The organism is Tenacibaculum gallaicum (assembly GCF_003387615.1).
GTDB classification, from domain to species: domain Bacteria; phylum Bacteroidota; class Bacteroidia; order Flavobacteriales; family Flavobacteriaceae; genus Polaribacter; species Polaribacter gallaicus.
In genome coordinates, this window is record NZ_QUNS01000002.1 from 503,668 (window position 1) to 523,532 (window position 19,865).

Here is a 19,865-nt window from a genome sequence, read left to right on the forward strand (position 1 = left end):
TATTTTATGATTTATAAAGACAAAGAAAATGATGATAAACTATTTTTATCTTGACAAATGTTAGGAAATGACAACCTCTTTTCGAATTCTACTAAGCGACTCAGGAGCTATACCAAGAAAACTAGCTATTTGGTATTGAGGAGCTTTTAAAACAATTTTTTTATCGTAATCTTTTATAAAATCTAAGTACTTTTTCTTGGCCGACTTTGTTTGCATTGTTAATGTTCTTTGTTGAGCGCAAAGGTGATTTCGCTCAGCTAAAACCCTACCAAATTTCTCAAAATTAGGAGATTCTTTATATAATTGAGTTAAACTTTCAAAAGAAATTTTATAAACTACACTATCTTCAATGACTTCTAAAAATTCAGAAGAAGGAGTTTGGTATATAAAGCTATCAAAAACTGTTATAAAATGCTTGTCACAAGCAAAATAGGTAGTGAATTCTTTATCTTCTATGTTTTTAAATGTTCTAAAGAGCCCAGATTCGACAAAGAATAAATCTTTTACTGTTTTTCCTTCTTCTATTAATAATATTTTAGCTTTATATTCTTTTCTTACTAATTGACTGTAAAACGTTTGAAACTCGTCATCTGTAAGTCCGATTAAATCATGTAACAATCTTTTTAGTTCGTTCATTATGTAAATAGTGATTAGTGTAGTTTTCTTGTAGTTAAAAGTTTTGTTATCGATTTTAGCTATCAAGTAAGTTGAGTAGGCTAGAATAAACAAATTTATAACCATTATTATCTAGTGGTTATTTTAATTCACTTTTTTCAATTTCTTTAATAGATTTTCCTTCACTATTTTTCCAAACATTCCGACCATTGACTGAATAACCTAGAATAACAGCAGCAGCAGCAGAAACACTATTGAATAAATAGTTTCTTGTAAAGATTAATTCTCCGTCAGAATTTAACTTTATTATTCCTTCAGAGAGTAAATTATCTCTTAAAGTCCCATATCCATAATTTTTTGTCGGATTCTTTGACGTTTGTGAACCTTCCAGAACAACTAAACCTTCATTCGTTTGGACAGCAGAAGCTTGGATTCCACTTACATTTAGATTAAGTTCTAACTCTCCCATTGTATCTATGATTACATTGCTTTCTGTTCCCGCAGTAATAGAGGTATCAATTTCAGGGATATTTTTTATAGCTATGGGGTTCTCTAAAAATTTATGCCCTAATGTTCCAGTCAAAATTTTTATGTTTGATAAAAACTCTTCCATTGCATCTCTATCTGGCAAAGGTAAAGAGCTTAAGGTTGGATTATTTCCATTTTTTAGTCCATATCTTTTTGTCCCATTAGCGATTTCGACTATTCTACTTTCTAAATATTTAATATGTGATTTAGTTAAATTATCATCTTTACTGGTATAAACAATAACTTCATTCCAAAAATCTTTCTTTGAGTCGTGATTTTTCAACCTGTCCCAAACATTTTCCGCTTCTCCTATATAAACAATTTGTTTTCCAGTTTTTTCTTCAAACCCTATCAAGAAATATACACCTTGAGTATTTATTTCATCAAAAAAATATTTATTAAGCTCTGATATTTTTGTTCGGGGACAAGAAAGAGCTTGAATTGTTTGATTAACAACTTCAGCAAACTTGATCCCTGTAACACTTCCTTCTTTTAAATATATTCTTATACTTTTTCCTAATGTCATTTGTCGGTTTTAATTTCTGGCAATGCAATTTAAGGATATAAGTTCGTTTTAATGACTTATATCAACCGAAAGCGAAGTTATCGAAAACAAGGATAAGAATCAAACTAATTTTTAAGGGTTTAAAGTAAAAAAAGATCAATTAAAACGTATCTTTGTACCCCAAAATTTTGATATGCGTACCAAAACAATAAAACAAAACAAAATCAATGTAGTTACCTTAGGTTGTTCTAAAAACGTTTACGATAGTGAAGTGTTAATGGGACAATTAAAAGCCAATGGTAAAGACGTGGTTCATGAAGATGAAAATGACGATGGTAATATTGTAGTAATTAATACGTGTGGCTTTATAGGTAAAGCTAAAGAAGAAAGTGTGGATACTATTTTACATTATGCGCAACGTAAAGAAGCAGGTGAAGTAGATAAAGTATTTGTTACTGGTTGTTTAAGTGAGCGTTATAAACCAGATTTAGAAGCTGAAATTACCAATGTAGATCAGTATTTTGGTACTCACGATTTACCTAACTTGCTTAAAGTTTTAGAAGCAGATTATAAGCATGAGTTAATAGGTGAGCGTTTAACAACGACACCACAACACTATGCTTATTTAAAGATTGCCGAAGGTTGTGATCGTCCGTGTTCGTTTTGCGCTATTCCGTTAATGCGTGGTAAGCATGTTTCTACTCCAATTGAAGATTTGGTTACAGAAGCTACGAAGTTGGCTGAAAAAGGGATTAAAGAAATCATGCTAATCGCACAAGATTTAACCTATTACGGATTAGATATCTATAAAAAAAGAGCTTTAGCCGATTTGCTACAAGCATTGACAAAGGTTGATGGAATTGAATGGATTAGAATGCACTATGCATTTCCAACTGGGTTTCCTTTAGATGTGTTAGAGGTAATGAAAAAAGAACCGAAAGTTTGTAATTATTTAGACATCCCGTTACAGCATATCAACACAGAGATTTTAAAATCGATGAAGCGTGGTACAACGCATGAAAAAACTACTGCGTTGATTCATAAATTCCGTGAGGCAGTACCAAATATGGCAATTCGTACAACACTAATTGTTGGGTACCCTGGAGAAACTGAAGAGCAATTTCAAGAGTTAAAAGATTGGGTAGAAGAAATGCGTTTTGAACGTTTAGGAGCTTTTGAATATTCACACGAAGAAAATACAGGAGCTTTTGTTTTAGAAGATGATGTGCCTGCTGATGTTAAGTTCAGACGTGTAAACGAAATTATGGAAGTACAATCGCAAATTTCTTGGGAATTGAATCAAGAAAAAATAGGGAAGACCTTTAAATGTTTATTCGATAGGAAAGACGGAGAATATTACTACGGACGTACTGAGTTTGATTCACCAGATGTAGATAATGATGTAATTGTTGATGCACGTGAACATTATATTAAACTAGGAGAGTTTATTGATATTGAAATTTTTGAAGCAGGAGATTTTGATTTACACGGAAAACCTGTGGTAAAACAAGAAAGACCAGTTCCCTTAAATCAGAAAAGAAAGTAATTTTCACAAACGTCATTCCGAATGAAGAGAGGAATCTTACTAAAAACGAAATAAAAATGAATCCTGCTATTGCAGGATTTTTTATGCATATTTGTCACATGAAAAAAGCCTATTTTAATTGGAGTTCAGGGAAAGACTCTTCATTAGCATTATACAAAATATTGCAACAAAAAGAGTACGATGTACAAAAGTTGATTACGAATGTAAATCAAGATTACCAACGTGTTTCAATGCATGGGTTGCATGAAGATTTACTAGATGCACAAGCTGAAAGTATTGGTATTCCATTAGAAAAAAATTACTTTCCTGCTGAGGTTACGATGGATTTGTATAATGAGAGAATGAAAGAGAAAACTGCTGAGTTAAAAGAAGCAGGACTTGTAAATGGTATTTTTGGAGATATTTTTTTAGAAGATTTAAGAGCGTATCGTGATTCAAAATTACAAGAAGTGGGAATTACAGGAGTGTATCCACTTTGGAAGCAAGATACTAAGGAATTATTACGTGAATTTCTGAATTTAGGGTTTAAAACGATTACCGTTTGTGTCAATGCAAAATTGTTGGGAGAAGAGTTTGTAGGGAGAGTTATTGATGAAGATTTTATCAATGAGCTTCCTGAGGGAGTAGATGTTTGCGGAGAAAATGGCGAGTTTCATACCTTTTGTTATGATGGACCTATTTTTAAGAAACCAGTAGCCTTTGAAATAGGAGAGAAGGTGTTGAAATCGTATACTTTGCATAAAAACGATGATGACAACTGTTATCAGGATTCAAAGAAATCAGAAAAAAAAGCTACTAAAAATTATGATAGAAGCTTTTGGTACTGTGATTTACAGTTAAAAAAGTAAATTAGATACTGTTTCTAGCAATTTTTTTGAAGGAGTATTTTCTAAGCAAGAATTACAAGCGTTGTATATAAATAAACAATCGATAAAATCGGTTAGCATGTGCAGCAATAATCCTAAACCAATAATGTTATAAGGTCTTTTCAAAAAAAGTAAAAGAATATATAATCCCGAAGCATAGTAGGAGTGAAATATGTGAAACCCGAAACTACATCGGTTAGAATCAAATATTGGGTTAGCAAATAAATGATCTAGATCTACTAACATAGTAGCAAGCAAAATTAGAGCAATTCTTTTCCAGTTATCTCTAAAAAATAAATAGGCTATTATTATAGGAAAACCAAAATGTAAAAAGTAGTGAATAAATGTTTGCATTTACCTAAAGCTTAAACTACTTCTTTTTCTAAAGCTAAAAAATGTGTGACCTTTGAATTGTGATTGTTATGCAGTGGAATAATGTGTAATTCACATTTATAGGTAGAATTATCTTTTCTGTAATTGACAATTATATCTTTAAAAGGCTTTCCTTTTAGTAGTTTCGTTTGAATCCTTTTTCTAGTAGTTTCCTTGGTTTCTTCACCTTGTAAAAAACGTGGAGTTTTGTTTAAAGCAAACTCTTTTTTATACCCCGTCATTTTTGTAAAACCGTCACTCACCCAAACTATTTTTTTATTCCTATCAGTAAGAACTAAAGATTCATAATAGTTCTCTTTTATAATATGTGATATGTTGTTTTTCCAGTTAAGGTTTTTAGATAGCGTTTTTATAATTTTTAAGTCACTATATAACTCTTTTTCAAAAAACAAATCTTGAATACCCCAACTTAAAAGGTTTACACTTTTCTTAGAAGAAGGTTCAAGGTCAGTAGCAATTTTAGTATACTCTTCTTTTTCCAAATTAGACACATAAATATCTAAAGACATCATTTTATCAAAACTATTTTTCATATCAACTAAGTAACTACTTTTTTTAGAAAAATTAAAACTTTTCAAAAACGCCTAAACCAAATAAGGCAAAATCATACCTAACAGGGTCTCTTTTATCAAACTTCCTTAACGTTAGGTCAAGTTCTTGAATTGCTTTCCAGTCATTCTGTTTTCGAGTAAGGATTCTCAGTTTTCGAGCAACATTTCCTGTGTGAACATCTAAGGGTAAATGCAAGTTAGCCTGTGAGTGTTTTTTCCACATACCTAAATCGACTCCAGTAGTATTATCGCGTACCATCCAACGTAAAAACATGTTAATTCGCTTCGATGCTGAACCTTTCAACGGATCGGAAACATGTTTTAAAGTTCTTGGTTGGTGTAGTATTTCAAAAAAAACTTGTTTAAAATGATGAATAGCATGCTGATAATTATCGGCATTACCTTTAGGTCGTAAAACAGCTTCTAATCCGCCATGGTTTTGGTAGATGTTTTTTAATGATTGAATAAAAAATTTAAAGTCATCTGCATTAAAAGTTCTGTGAACAAATCCATCAAAACTAGCTAAATCTTCTTCAGTATGATTGAGCACAAAATCGTAAGGTGAGTTTCCCATTAAGCTCATCATTTTATGGGAGTTGTTAATAATCATTTTACGATTTCCCCAGGCAATAGTTGCTGCTAGAAAACCAGCAATTTCAACATCTTCTTTCAACGAAAATAGATGTGGAATTTGAATTGGGTCACTATCAATAAAATCAGGATTGTTGTACTTTGTTACTTTTTCGTCTAAAAATTCTTTAAGTTCCTTTTTGTTCATTTAAAATAGAAAAATATTTAGTGCAAAAATAGTTAGATTATAAGTTATGTGTAAACATATACTCCATATAAGTCCGAATTTAATACGAATAAAACTATAGTATAATCCAGCAAAAAATTGAGGTGCAACTAATAATGGAGAAAACAAAATTGTATATAAAGTTATATTATAATTGAAATGAATATAGGCAAAAACAAAAGCAGATAGATAAAATAAAATTTTAAATGTTTGTTTGTTTTTAAATAAGGTTAAAGGTGCCCTAAAAATAATCTCTTCAATGGTAGAAATAATAAAGATATAACAAAGTAAATTAATTATATTTTTAAAAGAGATATTAAATATATAGTCTTTATATTTTACTAAATGGAAATTTTCAAAGAGATTAGATATAAAAATGAAAAAATAAGATGTGAGTAAACAAAAAGTGAGTATTTTAAAAAACTTAACTATTCTGTATTTAAAGTCATTGTTCGTGTCTTTTTCTAAAAGAGGGTTTTTGAAGTATACAATAAGTTCGTTAAATACTTTGTTCATTTTATGCTAAATCTCCTGCAAAACTAAGCAAAACAAAGAAAGCATTGTAACAAGCGTGTAATAAGATACTCCATTGTAAACCAAAACGAACTCTTATAAATCCTAAATAACCACCTAAAATAGTTTGTGGAGCTACTAATATTGGTGCTAATAAAAGTACGTTAGTAGTAATAGTAAAGTTAGTTAAATGTACCAAACCAAAAAGTAGCGCAAATGCATAAAAGGCTATTTTAAAAGTTTTTTTACCATGAAATAAGGTGATTGGAGCTCTAAAAAATAATTCTTCAAACAATGGTGCTAAAATAATTGCTAAAAAAGCAATAAACCATTTAGAGTGTTCTTTTAGTAGTTCCTCCATAGCATGTTCATTCATATTTACCCAACCCAATTCTTCAATAAGAACAAAAAGGGGGGATAATGCTGCACCTGTAATAATACTTATGATCAATAGATGAAAGAATTTTTGAAATCGATACGTACTATTCTGGTTAGTATCTTTTTCTAAAACAGGATTTTTTAAATAACTGATAAGCTCTTGAAAAGTTTCTTTCATGGAATTGATTTATTAATTAGTAGGCAGAAACTTTAAATAGTTACATTATTCAACTATAATTCCGTCTTTCATGGTAAGTGTTCTATCAGCCATTTTCGCTAACTCTTTGTTGTGTGTGACTAACACAAAAGTTTGTCCGAACTCATCACGCAGTTTAAAAAATAACTCATGTAAGTTTTTAGCAGAAGTAGAGTCAAGGTTTCCTGAAGGTTCATCAGCAAAAATAACAGAAGGCTCATTAATTAAAGCTCTGGCAACAGCAACACGTTGTTGCTCCCCTCCAGAAAGCTCGTTAGGCTTATGATTTTCTCTATGCGATAATCCTAAAAAGGCTAGTAATTCTTTGGCTCTTTTTTCGGTTTCTGCTTTTCCTTTTCCTCCTATAAAAGCAGGAATACAAACATTTTCTAAAGCAGTAAATTCAGGTAATAACTGATGAAATTGAAAAATAAACCCAATATGTTTATTCCTGAAAGTAGAAACTTTTATATCGTTTAAATCTTTAATAGAAACACCATCAACTAACAATTCGTAGTTTTGGTCTTTTAAAGGTTTATCTAAAGTTCCTAAAATTTGCAATAAGGTTGTTTTACCAGCTCCAGAAGGACCAACAATAGCTACAATTTCTCCTTTTTTTATATGAAGGTCAACGCCTTTTAAAATTTCTACCTCTCCGTAATGTTTGTGGATGTTTTTAGCAACAATCATAGTGTTATTTTCTAAGTAACGAATGTATAAAAAAGAAATCAGATAAACTTTAATGCTTATCTGATTTCAAATAATAAATGAACGTGTATTTAAATTATGTTTTTGATGTTGTTATAGTCGATAAAATAAACCAATCTAACGGAAAACCTATGTTGCATACTTTGGTCAAAAAGCTTAGAGATATTGTTTTTGAAATCAATATTTGCAGGAGCAAAATCATGATCAGGTCTTATAGAGTTTCTGTAGAAAAAAATCAATTGACTACCAGGAGCAAATTGCCATTGATAATTTAAGTCTAAGTTCCAACTATTAAAATTTTTATCGTGTTCTCCTTGATAATTATTTGAAGTAAGTTCTCCGTTATCTTCATTTAAGCTAAAATATTTTCCTTGATATGGAACTTTACTCCAGTTATGCCTAAACGATAACGACGCTGCTGATTTTGTACTAAACGTATATTTTCCAGTTAAAGAATTGTCATAAGTAGCCCAATCTCGTTGCCCGAAAATAATATGATCTTTTAAAGGAGCTAATGAAGGTTTTTCTTCTACATCATCTTCATCAATTTTTGTAACATAGCCTTGACCGTTATTTGTTTTACCATACCTGAAACCATAAATTAAAGAAAACTTGTTAGTAAAACGATATCTAGGAGAAATTCTGAACCCATAGTCTTCTTTAGGATTGTTCTTATAAAAAGTATAATACCAATCGTAGTCTATAGCGAACTTTTTTCTATAATCAGTAGACCCCCAGTGATTCACATTTAGCCTTTCAGGTCTGTTAAAATAAACTCCACTAGTAGTTCCTTGTCTTGGTTCAAAAAAATCTTTTCGTTCTGTGCTATAATTCAAATTTCCTCCAAAACTGAATCGCTTTTTTGTGTCAGCACCAAAAGATAAACTAGCATTTGTACCTACATACGTTCCTGGATTGTGTAAGAAGTTAACATCATAAAAAATATTAACTCTATAATTATTGAATAGTCCTTTAGGTTTTAACAGCTGGTAACCGATAAAACCGTAAATAACTTGTTCGTTATTGCTAAATAGAATTCCCATGTCGTTAGGGTTATAGTCTTTGTTTTCAAAATTATACCCAATTTCTCCACGCCAATTCCCTGATTGCTTACCTATACTAGTATCGAAAGTGTAACCTGTATTAGGATTGTCTTCATCGTCAGAAATAGTACTCATTTTAAAACTACCATCTATATTGTATCTACTTTTTTTGTCTTCAACATGCCATAATAACCCCGTAATATTAGCATCTCTAAATCGTCCATCACGAGTTACATTGGTGTTAATTAAGGTAACAGATGAGTTTTGATTAAACTGCTGATCTAATACCATAATATTATAATTAGAAAACGGATTTACTGTAGTTTTATAGGTGCTAACATTACTAATAGTATCTAATCCGTTAATAGTTTGCTCTGTTCTTTCAACAGTAGCTTCTGTTTTTTCGGTAATAGCATTAAAAAAGCCAACTCCTAAACCTCCTTTGGTTCTTCCTGATATTTTTATAGCGTTTAGCATTTGAACTTTATCAGGAATATCTATAACTTCATCATTTACTTTTTTACCATCAGTAAATTCATCATCATCTTTTCGTTCATCAGAAAATTGATCTATTGGTCTTCCACCAATTCTTCTCGAATAAAATAAACGCCCTTTGCTAAATAGCTCAGTTCCTTCGGTAAAAAACTGACGTTGTTCTGTAAATTGTTGTTCAAAAGGACCTAGGTTTAAGGTAACATTGTCAAAACCTACTTGACTAAAATCAGGAATTAATGTTGCGTCTAGTGTAAAGTTTTCAGTAATTCCATATTTTACATCCATACCAACACTCCAGTCAAAGTCAGTATTACCATCTTTAGTGGTTGTAGTTGCCGATGCGTATGGATAAAAGTTTAATCGAGTAGGAGGTTTTATATTGGTAAAGTTTTTATACAAACCATCATACTGTGTCCAATTCCCTTGTTGGTTATCAATATGGTTCCAAGTAAACTGAGCATTTAAATTTAGTACTTTTCTGTGGTAGTTGATTCCCCATGATTGAACAGGAACGTTAGCAAAACGTAAAGCTCTATAAGGAATCTTCATCTCTACAACCCAAGAGTCTTCGTTAATACTAAAATCACTTTCCCAAACGGCACTCCAATTAAAATCTTCATTACCATTAGAAACTTTTGAGTCGGCTTGTGCGCCCGAACTAGTTACAATAAACTCAAAAGGATTTTGTCCGTCATCATTAGGGTTAATGGTTATTAAAAAGAAATCACTGTTACCAATATTATCTCTGTTAGTAAATTCAGCTGGTATTTTTGATGGTTCAGGGTCGTACATTTTAGCACTGATGTATATAGCATTATCATCATATACTAATTTTACTATTGTTTTATGGGTATTAGGTTCTGCTTTTCCATTGTCAGGACGCATCATCACAAAATCTTTAGCAACAGGAACATTTTTCCATGCAACATCATCTAATTCTCCGTCAATTTTTGGTGGAGAAGCTACACGTACTACGTCTAGTTTTTTTCTGTTTTGGTTAATGGTTTGGGCAGTTGTAACTCCTATAAAGAAGAAACAGGTTGTAATAAATGCTAAAACTTTAAGCATAGTTGATTGAGATATAGTATTAGTTGTTGAGCTAAATTATTATGATTTGGGTTAATAAATCACAAAATCACGTTAATTACAGTAAAGACCTGTTAAAAAAAAGAATGTTACATGTTTAAGTGTTAAAAAAATGTAAAAACGAAAATTGAATAAAATTGATTTTAATCATAAATTAAAGTACAATTTATAAGGTATTATAAATTGAATTTGTATTTTTGTTCGACTTTAAAAATTCATATCTAATGAACTTACACGAATATCAAGGTAAAGAAATATTAAGCAGTTTTGGCGTTCGTATTCAACGCGGAATTGTTGCAAATACTCCAGAAGAAGCTGTTGAAGCAGCAAAGAAATTAACAGAAGAAACAGGTACAGGTTGGCACGTAATTAAAGCTCAAGTACACGCAGGTGGTCGTGGAAAAGGAGGTGGAGTTAAGTTAGCTAAAAACTTAGACGAAGTGAAAAGCATTTCTGATGATATTTTAGGAATGATGTTAGTAACTCCTCAAACTTCAGCAGAAGGAAAGTTAGTTAACCAAGTGTTAATTGCTGAGGATGTATATTATCCTGGTGATAGTGAGCCAGATGAATTTTATATGTCAGTTTTATTAAACCGTGCTACTGGTAGAAACATGATTATGTACTCTACTGAAGGAGGTATGGATATTGAAACAGTGGCAGAAGAAACTCCACATTTAATTTTTACAGAAGAAATTGATCCTGCAACAGGATTATTGCCTTTCCAAGCTCGTAAAATTGCTTTTAACTTAGGTTTAAGCGGTGGAGCTTTAAAAGAAATGGTAAAATTTGTTACTGCTTTATATACTGCATACATCAAGTCTGATTCTTCGATGTTTGAAATTAACCCAGTATTAAAAACATCTGATGATAAAATTATGGCAGTAGATGCTAAAGTATCGTTAGATGAGAATGCATTATACCGTCATAAAGATTATGCAGCAATGCGTGATTTACGTGAAGAAAACCCTATTGAGGTTGAAGCGAAAGCTGCAGGATTAAACTATGTAGATTTAGATGGTAACGTTGGATGTATGGTAAACGGAGCTGGTTTAGCAATGGGAACTATGGATTTAATTAAGCAAGCAGGTGGTGATCCAGCTAACTTCTTAGATGTTGGTGGTACTGCAGATGCACAACGTGTTGAAACTGCTTTCGGAATTATTTTAAAAGATCCTAATGTAAAAGCTATCTTAGTAAACATTTTTGGAGGAATCGTTCGTTGTGATCGTGTTGCTCAAGGTGTTGTAGATGCTTATAAGAATATGGGAGACAAAATTAATGTGCCTATTATTTGTCGTTTACAAGGAACAAATGCTAAAGAAGCAAAAGAATTAATTGACAACAGCGGAATGGAAATTATCTCAGCTACTGAGTTCCAAGAAGCTGCTGATAAAGTAGGAGAAGTTTTAAGTGCTTAAACTACCTTTTAATTCTTAGTAATAATATATTAGAAAGCCTCACTATTGCAGTGAGGTTTTTTGTTTTAAATAAGGTAGTTTAAAGTTTTAAAGGACTTTACCTGTTTAGGACACCTATTATTTCTGGAGCATAATATTCTCCTCTAAATGTAAAATAGTTTCCATTAGGTCTAATAATAATATAACTGTAACAAGGATATTGGAATTTAAAAAATGTTTTTTCCATGATTGATTCCTTATCTGGATACCAAGAAAAGTAATCACTAAAGTTATTAACTGTACGTGTGTCTTTAAAAATAAAAAACTGAGATATATTTTCTTTATTCTTTAATTCTTGAACGAAACGCTTAAAGTTTTTAATACTAGCTTTGCTCCAAGGGTTGTTTGCAATACAACAGTTGTCTTGTTTTGGGAAATAATTAATAATAATAGTTTTTGTTGAGTCAATTTTTTCATCAGACAAATAAAAAAGATATTTTTTAATTTTATTATGGGTGTTAATATCAATTCTTCCATGTTTTCTTTTAGCAACTTTTATTAAGGCTATTGTAGTTGAATCTTCTTGTATTTGGAAATGAAAAAAATGTTCATTTTTTTCGTTTGAAAAATATGTTTCCTTAGTAAGTTTAATAAAGTCTTCATTAAGAAAAATAGTATCTTTTAATTGAGCGTAAGAGTTCAAAGAAATAAAAATAATGAGTGAAGTTAAAAATTTTAGCATTTTTCTAGTAAAAATACATAATTTTTATAAAACTACAATTTTTCTTTCAAAACCTCAATTTCATCACGGAGTTGTGCTGCTACTAAAAAGTCTAATGCTTTAGCAGCTTCTTCCATTTGCTTGCGTTTGGTACGAATACGTTTTTCTATTTCTTGTTTAGGTAAGTATTCCAACTCTTGTTCAGCAGCTTTTTGTGCCACATTATCATAATGATACGAGGTAATAGCATTTTTAGATAGCGTATTGTCTATCTTTTTATTGATTTGTGTTGGAGTAATTCCGTGAGCCGTATTGTAATTAATTTGCTTTTCACGTCTGCGATTGGTCTCGTCAATGGTGAGTTGCATACTGTTGGTAATTTTGTCAGCATACATAATCGCTCTACCGTTTACATTACGAGCAGCGCGTCCAACGGTTTGTGTTAACGAACGGTGAGAACGTAAAAAACCTTCTTTGTCAGCATCTAAAATAGCCACTAATGATACTTCTGGTAAATCTAAGCCTTCCCTTAAAAGGTTAACTCCAATAAGTACATCGAATAATCCTTTACGCAAATCTTGCATAATTTCTACACGTTCTAAGGTGTCTACATCAGAATGAATATAACGACAGCGTACTTGAATTCGAGTTAGGTATTTTGCCAATTCTTCAGCCATACGCTTGGTTAAGGTAGTCACCAAAGTACGTTCGTCTTTTTCAACACGAATTTGAATTTCTTCAATTAAGTCATCAATTTGATTTAAGCTAGGACGAACTTCAATTTCTGGGTCTAATAATCCCGTAGGTCGGATTACTTGTTCTATAAATAAACCTTCTGTTTTTTGTAATTCATAATCTGCTGGTGTTGCAGACACATAAATTACTTGATTTTGTAGAGCTTCAAATTCTTCAAACTTTAGTGGACGATTGTCCATAGCAGCTGGTAGGCGAAATCCGTATTCTACCAAGTTTTCTTTACGACTTCTGTCTCCACCATACATCGCGTGAACTTGTGGTACGGTAACATGACTTTCGTCAATTACCATTAGATAATCATCAGGAAAATAATCTAACAAACAAAAAGGGCGGGTACCTGCTTCTCTTCCGTCTAAGTAACGAGAATAATTTTCGATTCCAGAACAATAGCCTAACTCACGAATCATTTCTAGGTCGAATTCAGTACGTTCTTGTAAACGTTTTGCTTCTAAATGTTTTCCTATCTCTTTAAAATAATCTACTTGTTTCACCATATCATCTTGAATTTGATGAATGGCATTTTGTAGTATGTCAGGAGAGGTTACGAATAAGTTAGCTGGATAAATATTCAGCTTGTCTAATCGCGTAAGAACTTCGTTGGTTTCAATATCAAAGGTTTCAATTTCTTCTATTTCATCTCCAAAAAAATGAATTCTATATCCATTATCTCCATAAGAAGGATAAATGGTAACAACATCACCTTTTACCTTAAACGTTCCACTTTTTATTTCAACTTCTGTACGAGCATATAAACTTGTAACTAAGCGATGTAAAAATTTGGTACGAGAAATTTGTTGGTCAACTTCAATAGTAATAACATTTTTTTTGAACTCAGTCGGATTTCCAATACCATACAAACAAGATACCGAGGCTACTACTAACACATCTCGACGTCCTGAAAGTAGGGAAGAAGAGGTACTAATTCGTAAGCGTTCTATCTCATCGTTGATGGATAAGTCTTTTTCAATGTAGGTTCCTGTTACAGGGATATAAGCTTCTGGTTGATAGTAATCATAATATGAAACGAAATATTCTACAGCATTGTTTGGAAAGAACTGTTTGAATTCAGAGTACAACTGAGCAGCCAAGGTTTTGTTATGAGCCAATACTAGCGTAGGTCTATTTACTTCGGCTACAACATTGGCAACCGAAAACGTTTTACCAGATCCGGTAACCCCTAAAAGTGTTTGGTATCTTTCATCGGCTAAAATTCCGTTTGAAAGTTGTTTAATGGCCTGAGGTTGATCCCCTGTTGGTTTAAATTCTGAGTGTAATTCAAAGTTCATTCAACAAAAATACGGATAGTTATTTATGTGATGAATTTTAATTTCTTTTGAGTGTAAAATGCCCTTTTTTATCTATTGTATTATCATTAATATCAGTTAATTTAGCATGAAACCAGTAGTCATTAGAAGGTAGTTTTATATTATTGTAAGTTCCGTCCCAACCAAGCTCTGTGTTTTTATCATTTATAACATATAAGACTTTACCAAAGCGATTAAATATTTTGATATCTATATCTTTAAAGAAATTGGTACTAACTCCATAAACTTTCCAATAATCGTTAAATCCATCAGCATTAGGAGTTAAAAACTTAGGGTAGCCAATTATACTAGCTGAGGCTTTAGTAGGGCTTTCACATTTATTAATATCTCTTATATAAATAGTGGCAATACCAGGTTGCACATTGTTAAAAGAGTGAGAAGTCCCATTTCCAGCATAAGTAGTATTATCTAAAGAAAATTCATAGCTACTATTTCCATCAATACTAATATAAACACTGTTGTCGGTATCGCTTTGAACATTTACTTCAACATTTAAAATCTCTGGAGCTGGAGGATAGTTAATTGTAAAATTTCTAGAGTTTGAACATTCTATACCGTTTACTACTTTGTAAATGGTTAAAGAAAACTCACCTTCTCTGGTTAAAGTGAAACTATTACTGGTACTAATTGTATTGTTGTTTTCATCTTTCCATTCAAACCGATCGTTAGAAGAGTCTACATTTAATATAATAGCGGGGTGATCTGAGGGACTAATACAAATGGTATAATTGTCCTGTAAATTAATTTGAGGATGGTTAACAATTAAATCTATAGGAGATATACCAAAGCATCCGTTTTCATTTTCTATTTTTACCCAAATAGTAGTAGAACCTGAAATGTATTCAAAAGGAAGAGGGTTGATTGATTTTTGAGCATTTTCTGCCGAATCAAAAAAAGATACTTTTTCAAGTTTACTTAAGCCTAAATCACTTATTATTTGACTTTTTTTAACCCTCAAGTCAAAAAGACCTTTATCTTCATCTATACTATTTTCGGAATCTCTACAAACAGTTATGGGGCTAATGGTAAGTGCAGGTCTAAATAAGGCTTTAATAGAAAAGCTTTCGATATCAGAGCAACCATTTATAGAAGTGGTTTTCGTGTAAATAGTTTGTGGATTAGTTTCATTATAGAAGTTTTCTGGATCAGATATTTGATTTGTATCATTTTGAGAGTCGATTAAACTTCTATAAAATTTATAGGTATGTGTATTATCATTAGATATTTTATCGGTAATAGTATATAGATTAAATAAGTTTACACCATCATTATCATCATCACACTGAATAATTTCTTGGTTAGGTATCAGTTTAGGAAGGGGGTAAACAGTAATTTTTTTATAAAGAGGAATGTCTTGATTATTAATATTGATTGTGGCAGTAACTGTATATTCACCTGTGGTAGTATAGGAATGTTTAGGAGCGATATCATTACTAGTATTTCCATCTCCAAAATCCCAAACCACACTATTTATAGGAGCATAAGAATCAAGAGAAAAAGTGAATGTATCAAAAATGCATTGGTTTTCTGTAGTTATTCTGTTTCTAAAGTAAGATTGAATGAAATTAGGTAAGCCAAAATAAGATAAACCATCCTCTAAGTTAATTGCATCGTGTACATAATTACATGCAGTGCCTAGTTTATTAGGGTCGTTGATAACACCTAAGGTGTTGAAAGGGGTTAAATCAAAGCCAATAGGTTGCCCTCCATAATCAAAAAGTCTTTCAGAGTTTATTTGAGCAATATAGATTTTCCCATCAGAGGCTAATTGAGCAGAAGCACTAACTCTATCTGGTGTAGTTGTAAAAATAGGTTCACCAAAAAAGAAAAGACCTGTATTGTTAAGATCTAATTGCATAATATTATAACTGTCGTTATTTCCTCTTTCATAGTAAAATGAGGAATAATAAAGAATCTTAGAATTTGAAGAGAAAGTTAGTCCATTACAGGTATATCCATCAGTAAAGTTTAGTTGTAAATTGAGTGATTTAAAACGTGAAAACAACCCTGTCTCATTATCAAAGTTATAAATGTATAAATTAGATCCAGTTGAAAGAGCAACTTTACTTCCATCTGGAGAGGCTTTTATTTCTCCTTTGGATAAGGAACTTTTAATTTCGTTTAGTTTAGTTTTTACAGGACGAAAATTAACACCTTTATCAGTTACTTTAAATGCAAAGAAAATTTCATCTGGACTATTGTAAGAATTACTTCCATATGTTATAACCCAGATATCTTTTCCGTTTTTATGATGTACAGCAGTTATTCTTTGAGCAGTAGAGTTTTCAAGTCTTATGTTTTTTCTAATTACTTTACCTAAGGGGTATGTGTTTGATATTTCAATTTCAGAAAAGTAAATACCTGGAAACAAAGAAGGATTTTCAGTTTTAGTCTTTCTAGTGGTAAAGACATAATAAATGCTATTGCTATTAGGTTTAGGTATGATTATTGACGGTTGAGCTGTTTCAGCTTCGCCTATTAAATCTTCTCCATTTTCCATTACTTTGTGATTTTTATTCCAAATAGTTGCTCCGTTAGTATAGAATAATAAATCCCCTTGATTACTTGAAATAGAAGAGGAACCAGTTTCGGTAACTATTTGCCCTTTATTTGAAATACTAAGATCACCAGCATTAAAAACTATTCCTGCTTTATCTCCAAAGAACCAGTTATCGGTTTCTCTTTGAGAAAAACACGAAAGAGAAAAAATAAATAAATAAATGAATATTAACTTGTTCATAGCTAGTTAATTTTAGTGAAAAGCTAATTTACAAAAAAAACAGAGAGTTTTTTGTTAAAAAAATCCCTACTTCTTTGTAGTAATATATTATTTTCTTAATAAAGAAAAATGTCCTGTCTTTTTTCGAGTTTTTCCACTTTTATCAATTAATTCAGCATTATACCAATAATCGTTTGAAGGTAATGTAGTTCCGTTATATACGCCATTCCATCCTGGGTGGTTTTTATCAGTAATTTCATTAATTAGTTTTCCGAAACGATTAAAAATTTGAACTTTAACAATATCATAATAGTCATTGTCAACACCTAACACTTTCCATGTATCAAAATGTCCGTCTCCATTTGGAGTAAAATGACGTTGGAAATAGATAGTTGAAATTTGATTAGATGTAGTAATCCCGCATCCATTACTGTCTCTAATAGAAATAGAGTTTAGCCCAGTAGGGATATTACTAAAGGTGTATGTAAGATTCTCATTTCCCTTACTAAAATCACTGATATTTGTACTATTTAAGGCATATTCGTAATCTCCAATTCCATCAACAGTGATTTCAATTTTATTACTTTCAGGATTGTCTTGATCATCTACAGATTTAATATTAACGACTAATGCTTGGTTGGACTCTTTAACAAGAAATGTGTTATATCCCATGCAATATTTAGAAATATTAGGGTATTTCCTATAGGCCTCAACTCTATATTTTCCTGCAGAATTAGCGTTGTAAATATTTGATGTTTCATTAGAAATCAAGTTTCCATTTAAATACCATTTGTAAGTGTCGGTTGGGTTTCCTGTATCAGCATTTAAAGGGATTGTATGTGGTTGAGGGTTTGACTTTGGGTTATCGACACATAAAATAAGATCATTTAGATTCCTTTGAGGTTTAGGAAGGTTTTCAACATGTACATTAAACTTACCTATGCTTTCACAAGCATTATTGTGTCTTGATATAATTCTTACAAATATTTCTGAGTTATCGGTGAACAAATCATCGTTATAAGGTGAGATAATTTTATTTATTTGTAAAGAAGCATCGATAGCTGTTTTGTAAAATTCAATCAAATGTGTAGTGTTAGTTAAAGCACTGTTAGATTTTGTAATAATATCATCTCTTTTCATGTCGAAATCAAAAAAGGCATTTTGACTTCCTATACTTTGAGTAGCATTTAGGTTTAAAGCATTAGTGTCTAACTCACAAGAATACATATCATCAAATGTACTCAAGCCTGAGGAATTAACAGTTAGGCCTAGGCTCCCTGTATTAAAACATTGTGTTGTGTTATCTATAATTTTTACAAGTAGTGTTTGACTAAATGGAGTTGTATTGATATAGTTTTGTGGCGATGTTATAGGTATGTTGTTATTAAAATCGGTTTGATTTTCAAAAAACAATACTGTTACATTTGTAGCATTGTTTGATATTTCAGCCTCTTTGATTTTTAAATTAAATGTAGTGAAACCATCAGTAGGGTTGGCATCAAAATCACATTGTTGATATGGTAGTGTTGTAACAAAATTGGGAACAGGTGTTATAATTAGGTTAAAGCTGGATGCAGTATTTAAGCAACCAACATTATTCTCAACTCTTACAAAGATTGCTTGAGTGTCTTTTGTTGTATTAGTAAAAAGAGTGTTTTTATTTATAGGATTTAAATCATTTTGTGCATCAGAAAGACTTTGGTGATAACTCACCGTATGTGTACTCGGGTCTAATGTTCCTAAAATTTCACTGTCTTTAGAAGATAATAAAAATGAACTATACAAACCATCAGTATTATTTCCACTATCAGTATCATCACATATAACATAATCTGATGGTTGAGTAATATTAATATTATTGTTTACAATAATCTCATAATCAGTTAGAGAGAAACATTCAGAGTTTATGTTTGTTAACCTCACAAATATTTTTTGAGGGTTACTTGTGTTTTTAAAAGTATTTGGAGTTACTATAGGGTTTGTGTTGGTTTGAGCATCATTATTACTCAGATGGTAACTAATTTTTACATCTGTTTGTTCATTTAGTATTGAGTTACTATTGGTAGTCAAATCAAAATTTGTACTGTTGTCAAAAGTACCATCACTATCACATTCTTCTAAGTCATATGATTGACCAACTGTTGGAGGATTAATAGAGGGAGGTTTGTTAAAAGTAGCTGTACCCGTCCAATCAATTTTAAAGCTACTATTACCTATGGGTCTATCAATAACTAGAAAATAAGAATCATTATCACTAACATTTAATGAACTAACAAAGCTGTTTCCTTGAGGCCCTGGACCTTCAGAGGTGTCAGTTTCAGAACTCCTAATACCTGTTAGGTTATTTCCTTGGTTACTTGCAGCTGGATTTGTTGTAGAGCATCGAATGGCTTGTCCTATGTTTCCACAATTTACATTTGGACCAAATATAAAAAAGTCAAAATCGATGTTAATGTCAGTATTATGACTACCGTCAGCATTAGTTGGAGTTAGGGTAAAGCTTAATGTACCTCCTTTATCAATTTTAATTTTAATCCACAAACTATTATTCTCTTGACTAGAACAAGTATTAGATCCTGAAAGTTCTTGAATACCTACTCCTGTCGCATTTAAGTTTTGAAAACCACTATTACCACAAACAACAATAGCATCAGAACAATCATTTTGAGAAAATAGAGATACGTAAGTAAACAATAGACTTAAGATAATTAATTTTTTCATAGTG

Annotated in this window: 16 protein-coding genes; 3 read left to right on the forward strand and 13 right to left on the reverse strand. The window is 31.4% G+C overall.

All coding sequences use genetic code 11. From position 1 onward, the window contains the following. Positions 1-60: 60 nt before the first annotated feature. Positions 61-636 (reverse strand): Crp/Fnr family transcriptional regulator, encoded by a 576-nt coding sequence (locus C7448_RS06510; RefSeq protein WP_170137009.1) that lies wholly within the window; start codon positions 634-636, stop codon positions 61-63. A 118-nt stretch (positions 637-754) separates the two neighbouring features. Continuing rightward, entirely contained in the window at positions 755-1,669 is a 915-nt protein-coding gene (locus C7448_RS06515; RefSeq protein WP_115900552.1) for a GIY-YIG nuclease family protein, read from the reverse strand. Positions 1,670-1,841: 172 nt separating this feature from the next. Between C7448_RS06515 and rimO the strand changes: the two genes are divergently transcribed. Together rimO and C7448_RS06525 are read left to right on the forward strand one after the other, a co-directional pair. Continuing rightward, the gene (gene rimO, locus C7448_RS06520; RefSeq protein ID WP_115900553.1) at positions 1,842-3,194 is read left to right on the forward strand and encodes a 30S ribosomal protein S12 methylthiotransferase RimO; all 1,353 of its coding nucleotides are present in this window, start codon (positions 1,842-1,844) and stop codon (positions 3,192-3,194) included. Between the two features lie 98 nt (positions 3,195-3,292). Further along, positions 3,293-4,042, forward strand: coding sequence for a Dph6-related ATP pyrophosphatase (locus C7448_RS06525; RefSeq protein ID WP_115900629.1), 750 nt, complete (start codon positions 3,293-3,295; stop codon positions 4,040-4,042). On the opposite strand, the gene C7448_RS15940 is transcribed toward C7448_RS06525, so the two are convergent. The 7 genes from C7448_RS15940 to C7448_RS06560 all read right to left on the reverse strand — a co-directional run bounded on the left by C7448_RS15940 (position 4,031) and on the right by C7448_RS06560 (position 10,201). Next, complete coding sequence (locus tag C7448_RS15940) at positions 4,031-4,414, reverse strand: DUF6122 family protein (RefSeq protein WP_115900554.1); 384 nt, start codon at positions 4,412-4,414, stop codon at positions 4,031-4,033. The two genes, C7448_RS06525 and C7448_RS15940, sit on opposite strands and share 12 nt — an antisense overlap. A gap of 11 nt (positions 4,415-4,425) precedes the next feature. After that, positions 4,426-4,986, reverse strand: coding sequence for a PAS domain-containing protein (locus C7448_RS06535; RefSeq protein WP_245939441.1), 561 nt, complete (start codon positions 4,984-4,986; stop codon positions 4,426-4,428). A gap of 31 nt (positions 4,987-5,017) precedes the next feature. Next, entirely contained in the window at positions 5,018-5,782 is a 765-nt protein-coding gene (locus tag C7448_RS06540) for a TIGR02757 family protein (RefSeq protein ID WP_115900555.1), read from the reverse strand. Beyond that, positions 5,783-6,316, reverse strand: coding sequence for a CPBP family intramembrane glutamic endopeptidase (locus C7448_RS06545; RefSeq protein WP_115900556.1), 534 nt, complete (start codon positions 6,314-6,316; stop codon positions 5,783-5,785). 1 nt (position 6,317) lies between these two features. Then, entirely contained in the window at positions 6,318-6,869 is a 552-nt protein-coding gene (locus tag C7448_RS06550; RefSeq protein ID WP_115900557.1) for a CPBP family intramembrane glutamic endopeptidase, read from the reverse strand. Between the two features lie 45 nt (positions 6,870-6,914). Next, positions 6,915-7,577 carry an ABC transporter ATP-binding protein gene (locus C7448_RS06555; protein ID WP_115900558.1) on the reverse strand — a complete coding sequence of 221 codons (663 nt, stop codon included), beginning with the start codon at positions 7,575-7,577 and terminating at the stop codon, positions 6,915-6,917. Positions 7,578-7,666: 89 nt separating this feature from the next. After that, positions 7,667-10,201 carry a DUF5916 domain-containing protein gene (locus C7448_RS06560; protein ID WP_245939442.1) on the reverse strand — a complete coding sequence of 845 codons (2,535 nt, stop codon included), beginning with the start codon at positions 10,199-10,201 and terminating at the stop codon, positions 7,667-7,669. Positions 10,202-10,443: 242 nt separating this feature from the next. Here C7448_RS06560 and sucC point away from each other — a divergent pair, with 242 nt between their 5' ends. Continuing rightward, positions 10,444-11,640 carry an ADP-forming succinate--CoA ligase subunit beta gene (gene sucC, locus C7448_RS06565; RefSeq protein WP_115900559.1) on the forward strand — a complete coding sequence of 399 codons (1,197 nt, stop codon included), beginning with the start codon at positions 10,444-10,446 and terminating at the stop codon, positions 11,638-11,640. A gap of 97 nt (positions 11,641-11,737) precedes the next feature. Here the strand turns inward: sucC and C7448_RS06570 are convergent, their stop codons facing one another. The 4 genes from C7448_RS06570 to C7448_RS06585 all read right to left on the reverse strand — a co-directional run bounded on the left by C7448_RS06570 (position 11,738) and on the right by C7448_RS06585 (position 19,861). Continuing rightward, complete coding sequence (locus C7448_RS06570; RefSeq protein ID WP_115900560.1) at positions 11,738-12,361, reverse strand: hypothetical protein; 624 nt, start codon at positions 12,359-12,361, stop codon at positions 11,738-11,740. 32 nt (positions 12,362-12,393) lie between these two features. Beyond that, on the reverse strand, positions 12,394-14,382 hold the full coding sequence (gene uvrB, locus C7448_RS06575; protein ID WP_115900561.1) for an excinuclease ABC subunit UvrB: 1,989 nt from the start codon (positions 14,380-14,382) through the stop codon (positions 12,394-12,396). A gap of 37 nt (positions 14,383-14,419) precedes the next feature. Continuing rightward, the gene (locus tag C7448_RS06580; RefSeq protein WP_115900562.1) at positions 14,420-17,161 is read right to left on the reverse strand and encodes a T9SS type B sorting domain-containing protein; all 2,742 of its coding nucleotides are present in this window, start codon (positions 17,159-17,161) and stop codon (positions 14,420-14,422) included. Between the two features lie 87 nt (positions 17,162-17,248). After that, the gene (locus C7448_RS06585) at positions 17,249-19,861 is read right to left on the reverse strand and encodes a T9SS type B sorting domain-containing protein (protein ID WP_115900563.1); all 2,613 of its coding nucleotides are present in this window, start codon (positions 19,859-19,861) and stop codon (positions 17,249-17,251) included. Positions 19,862-19,865 lie beyond the last annotated feature (4 nt).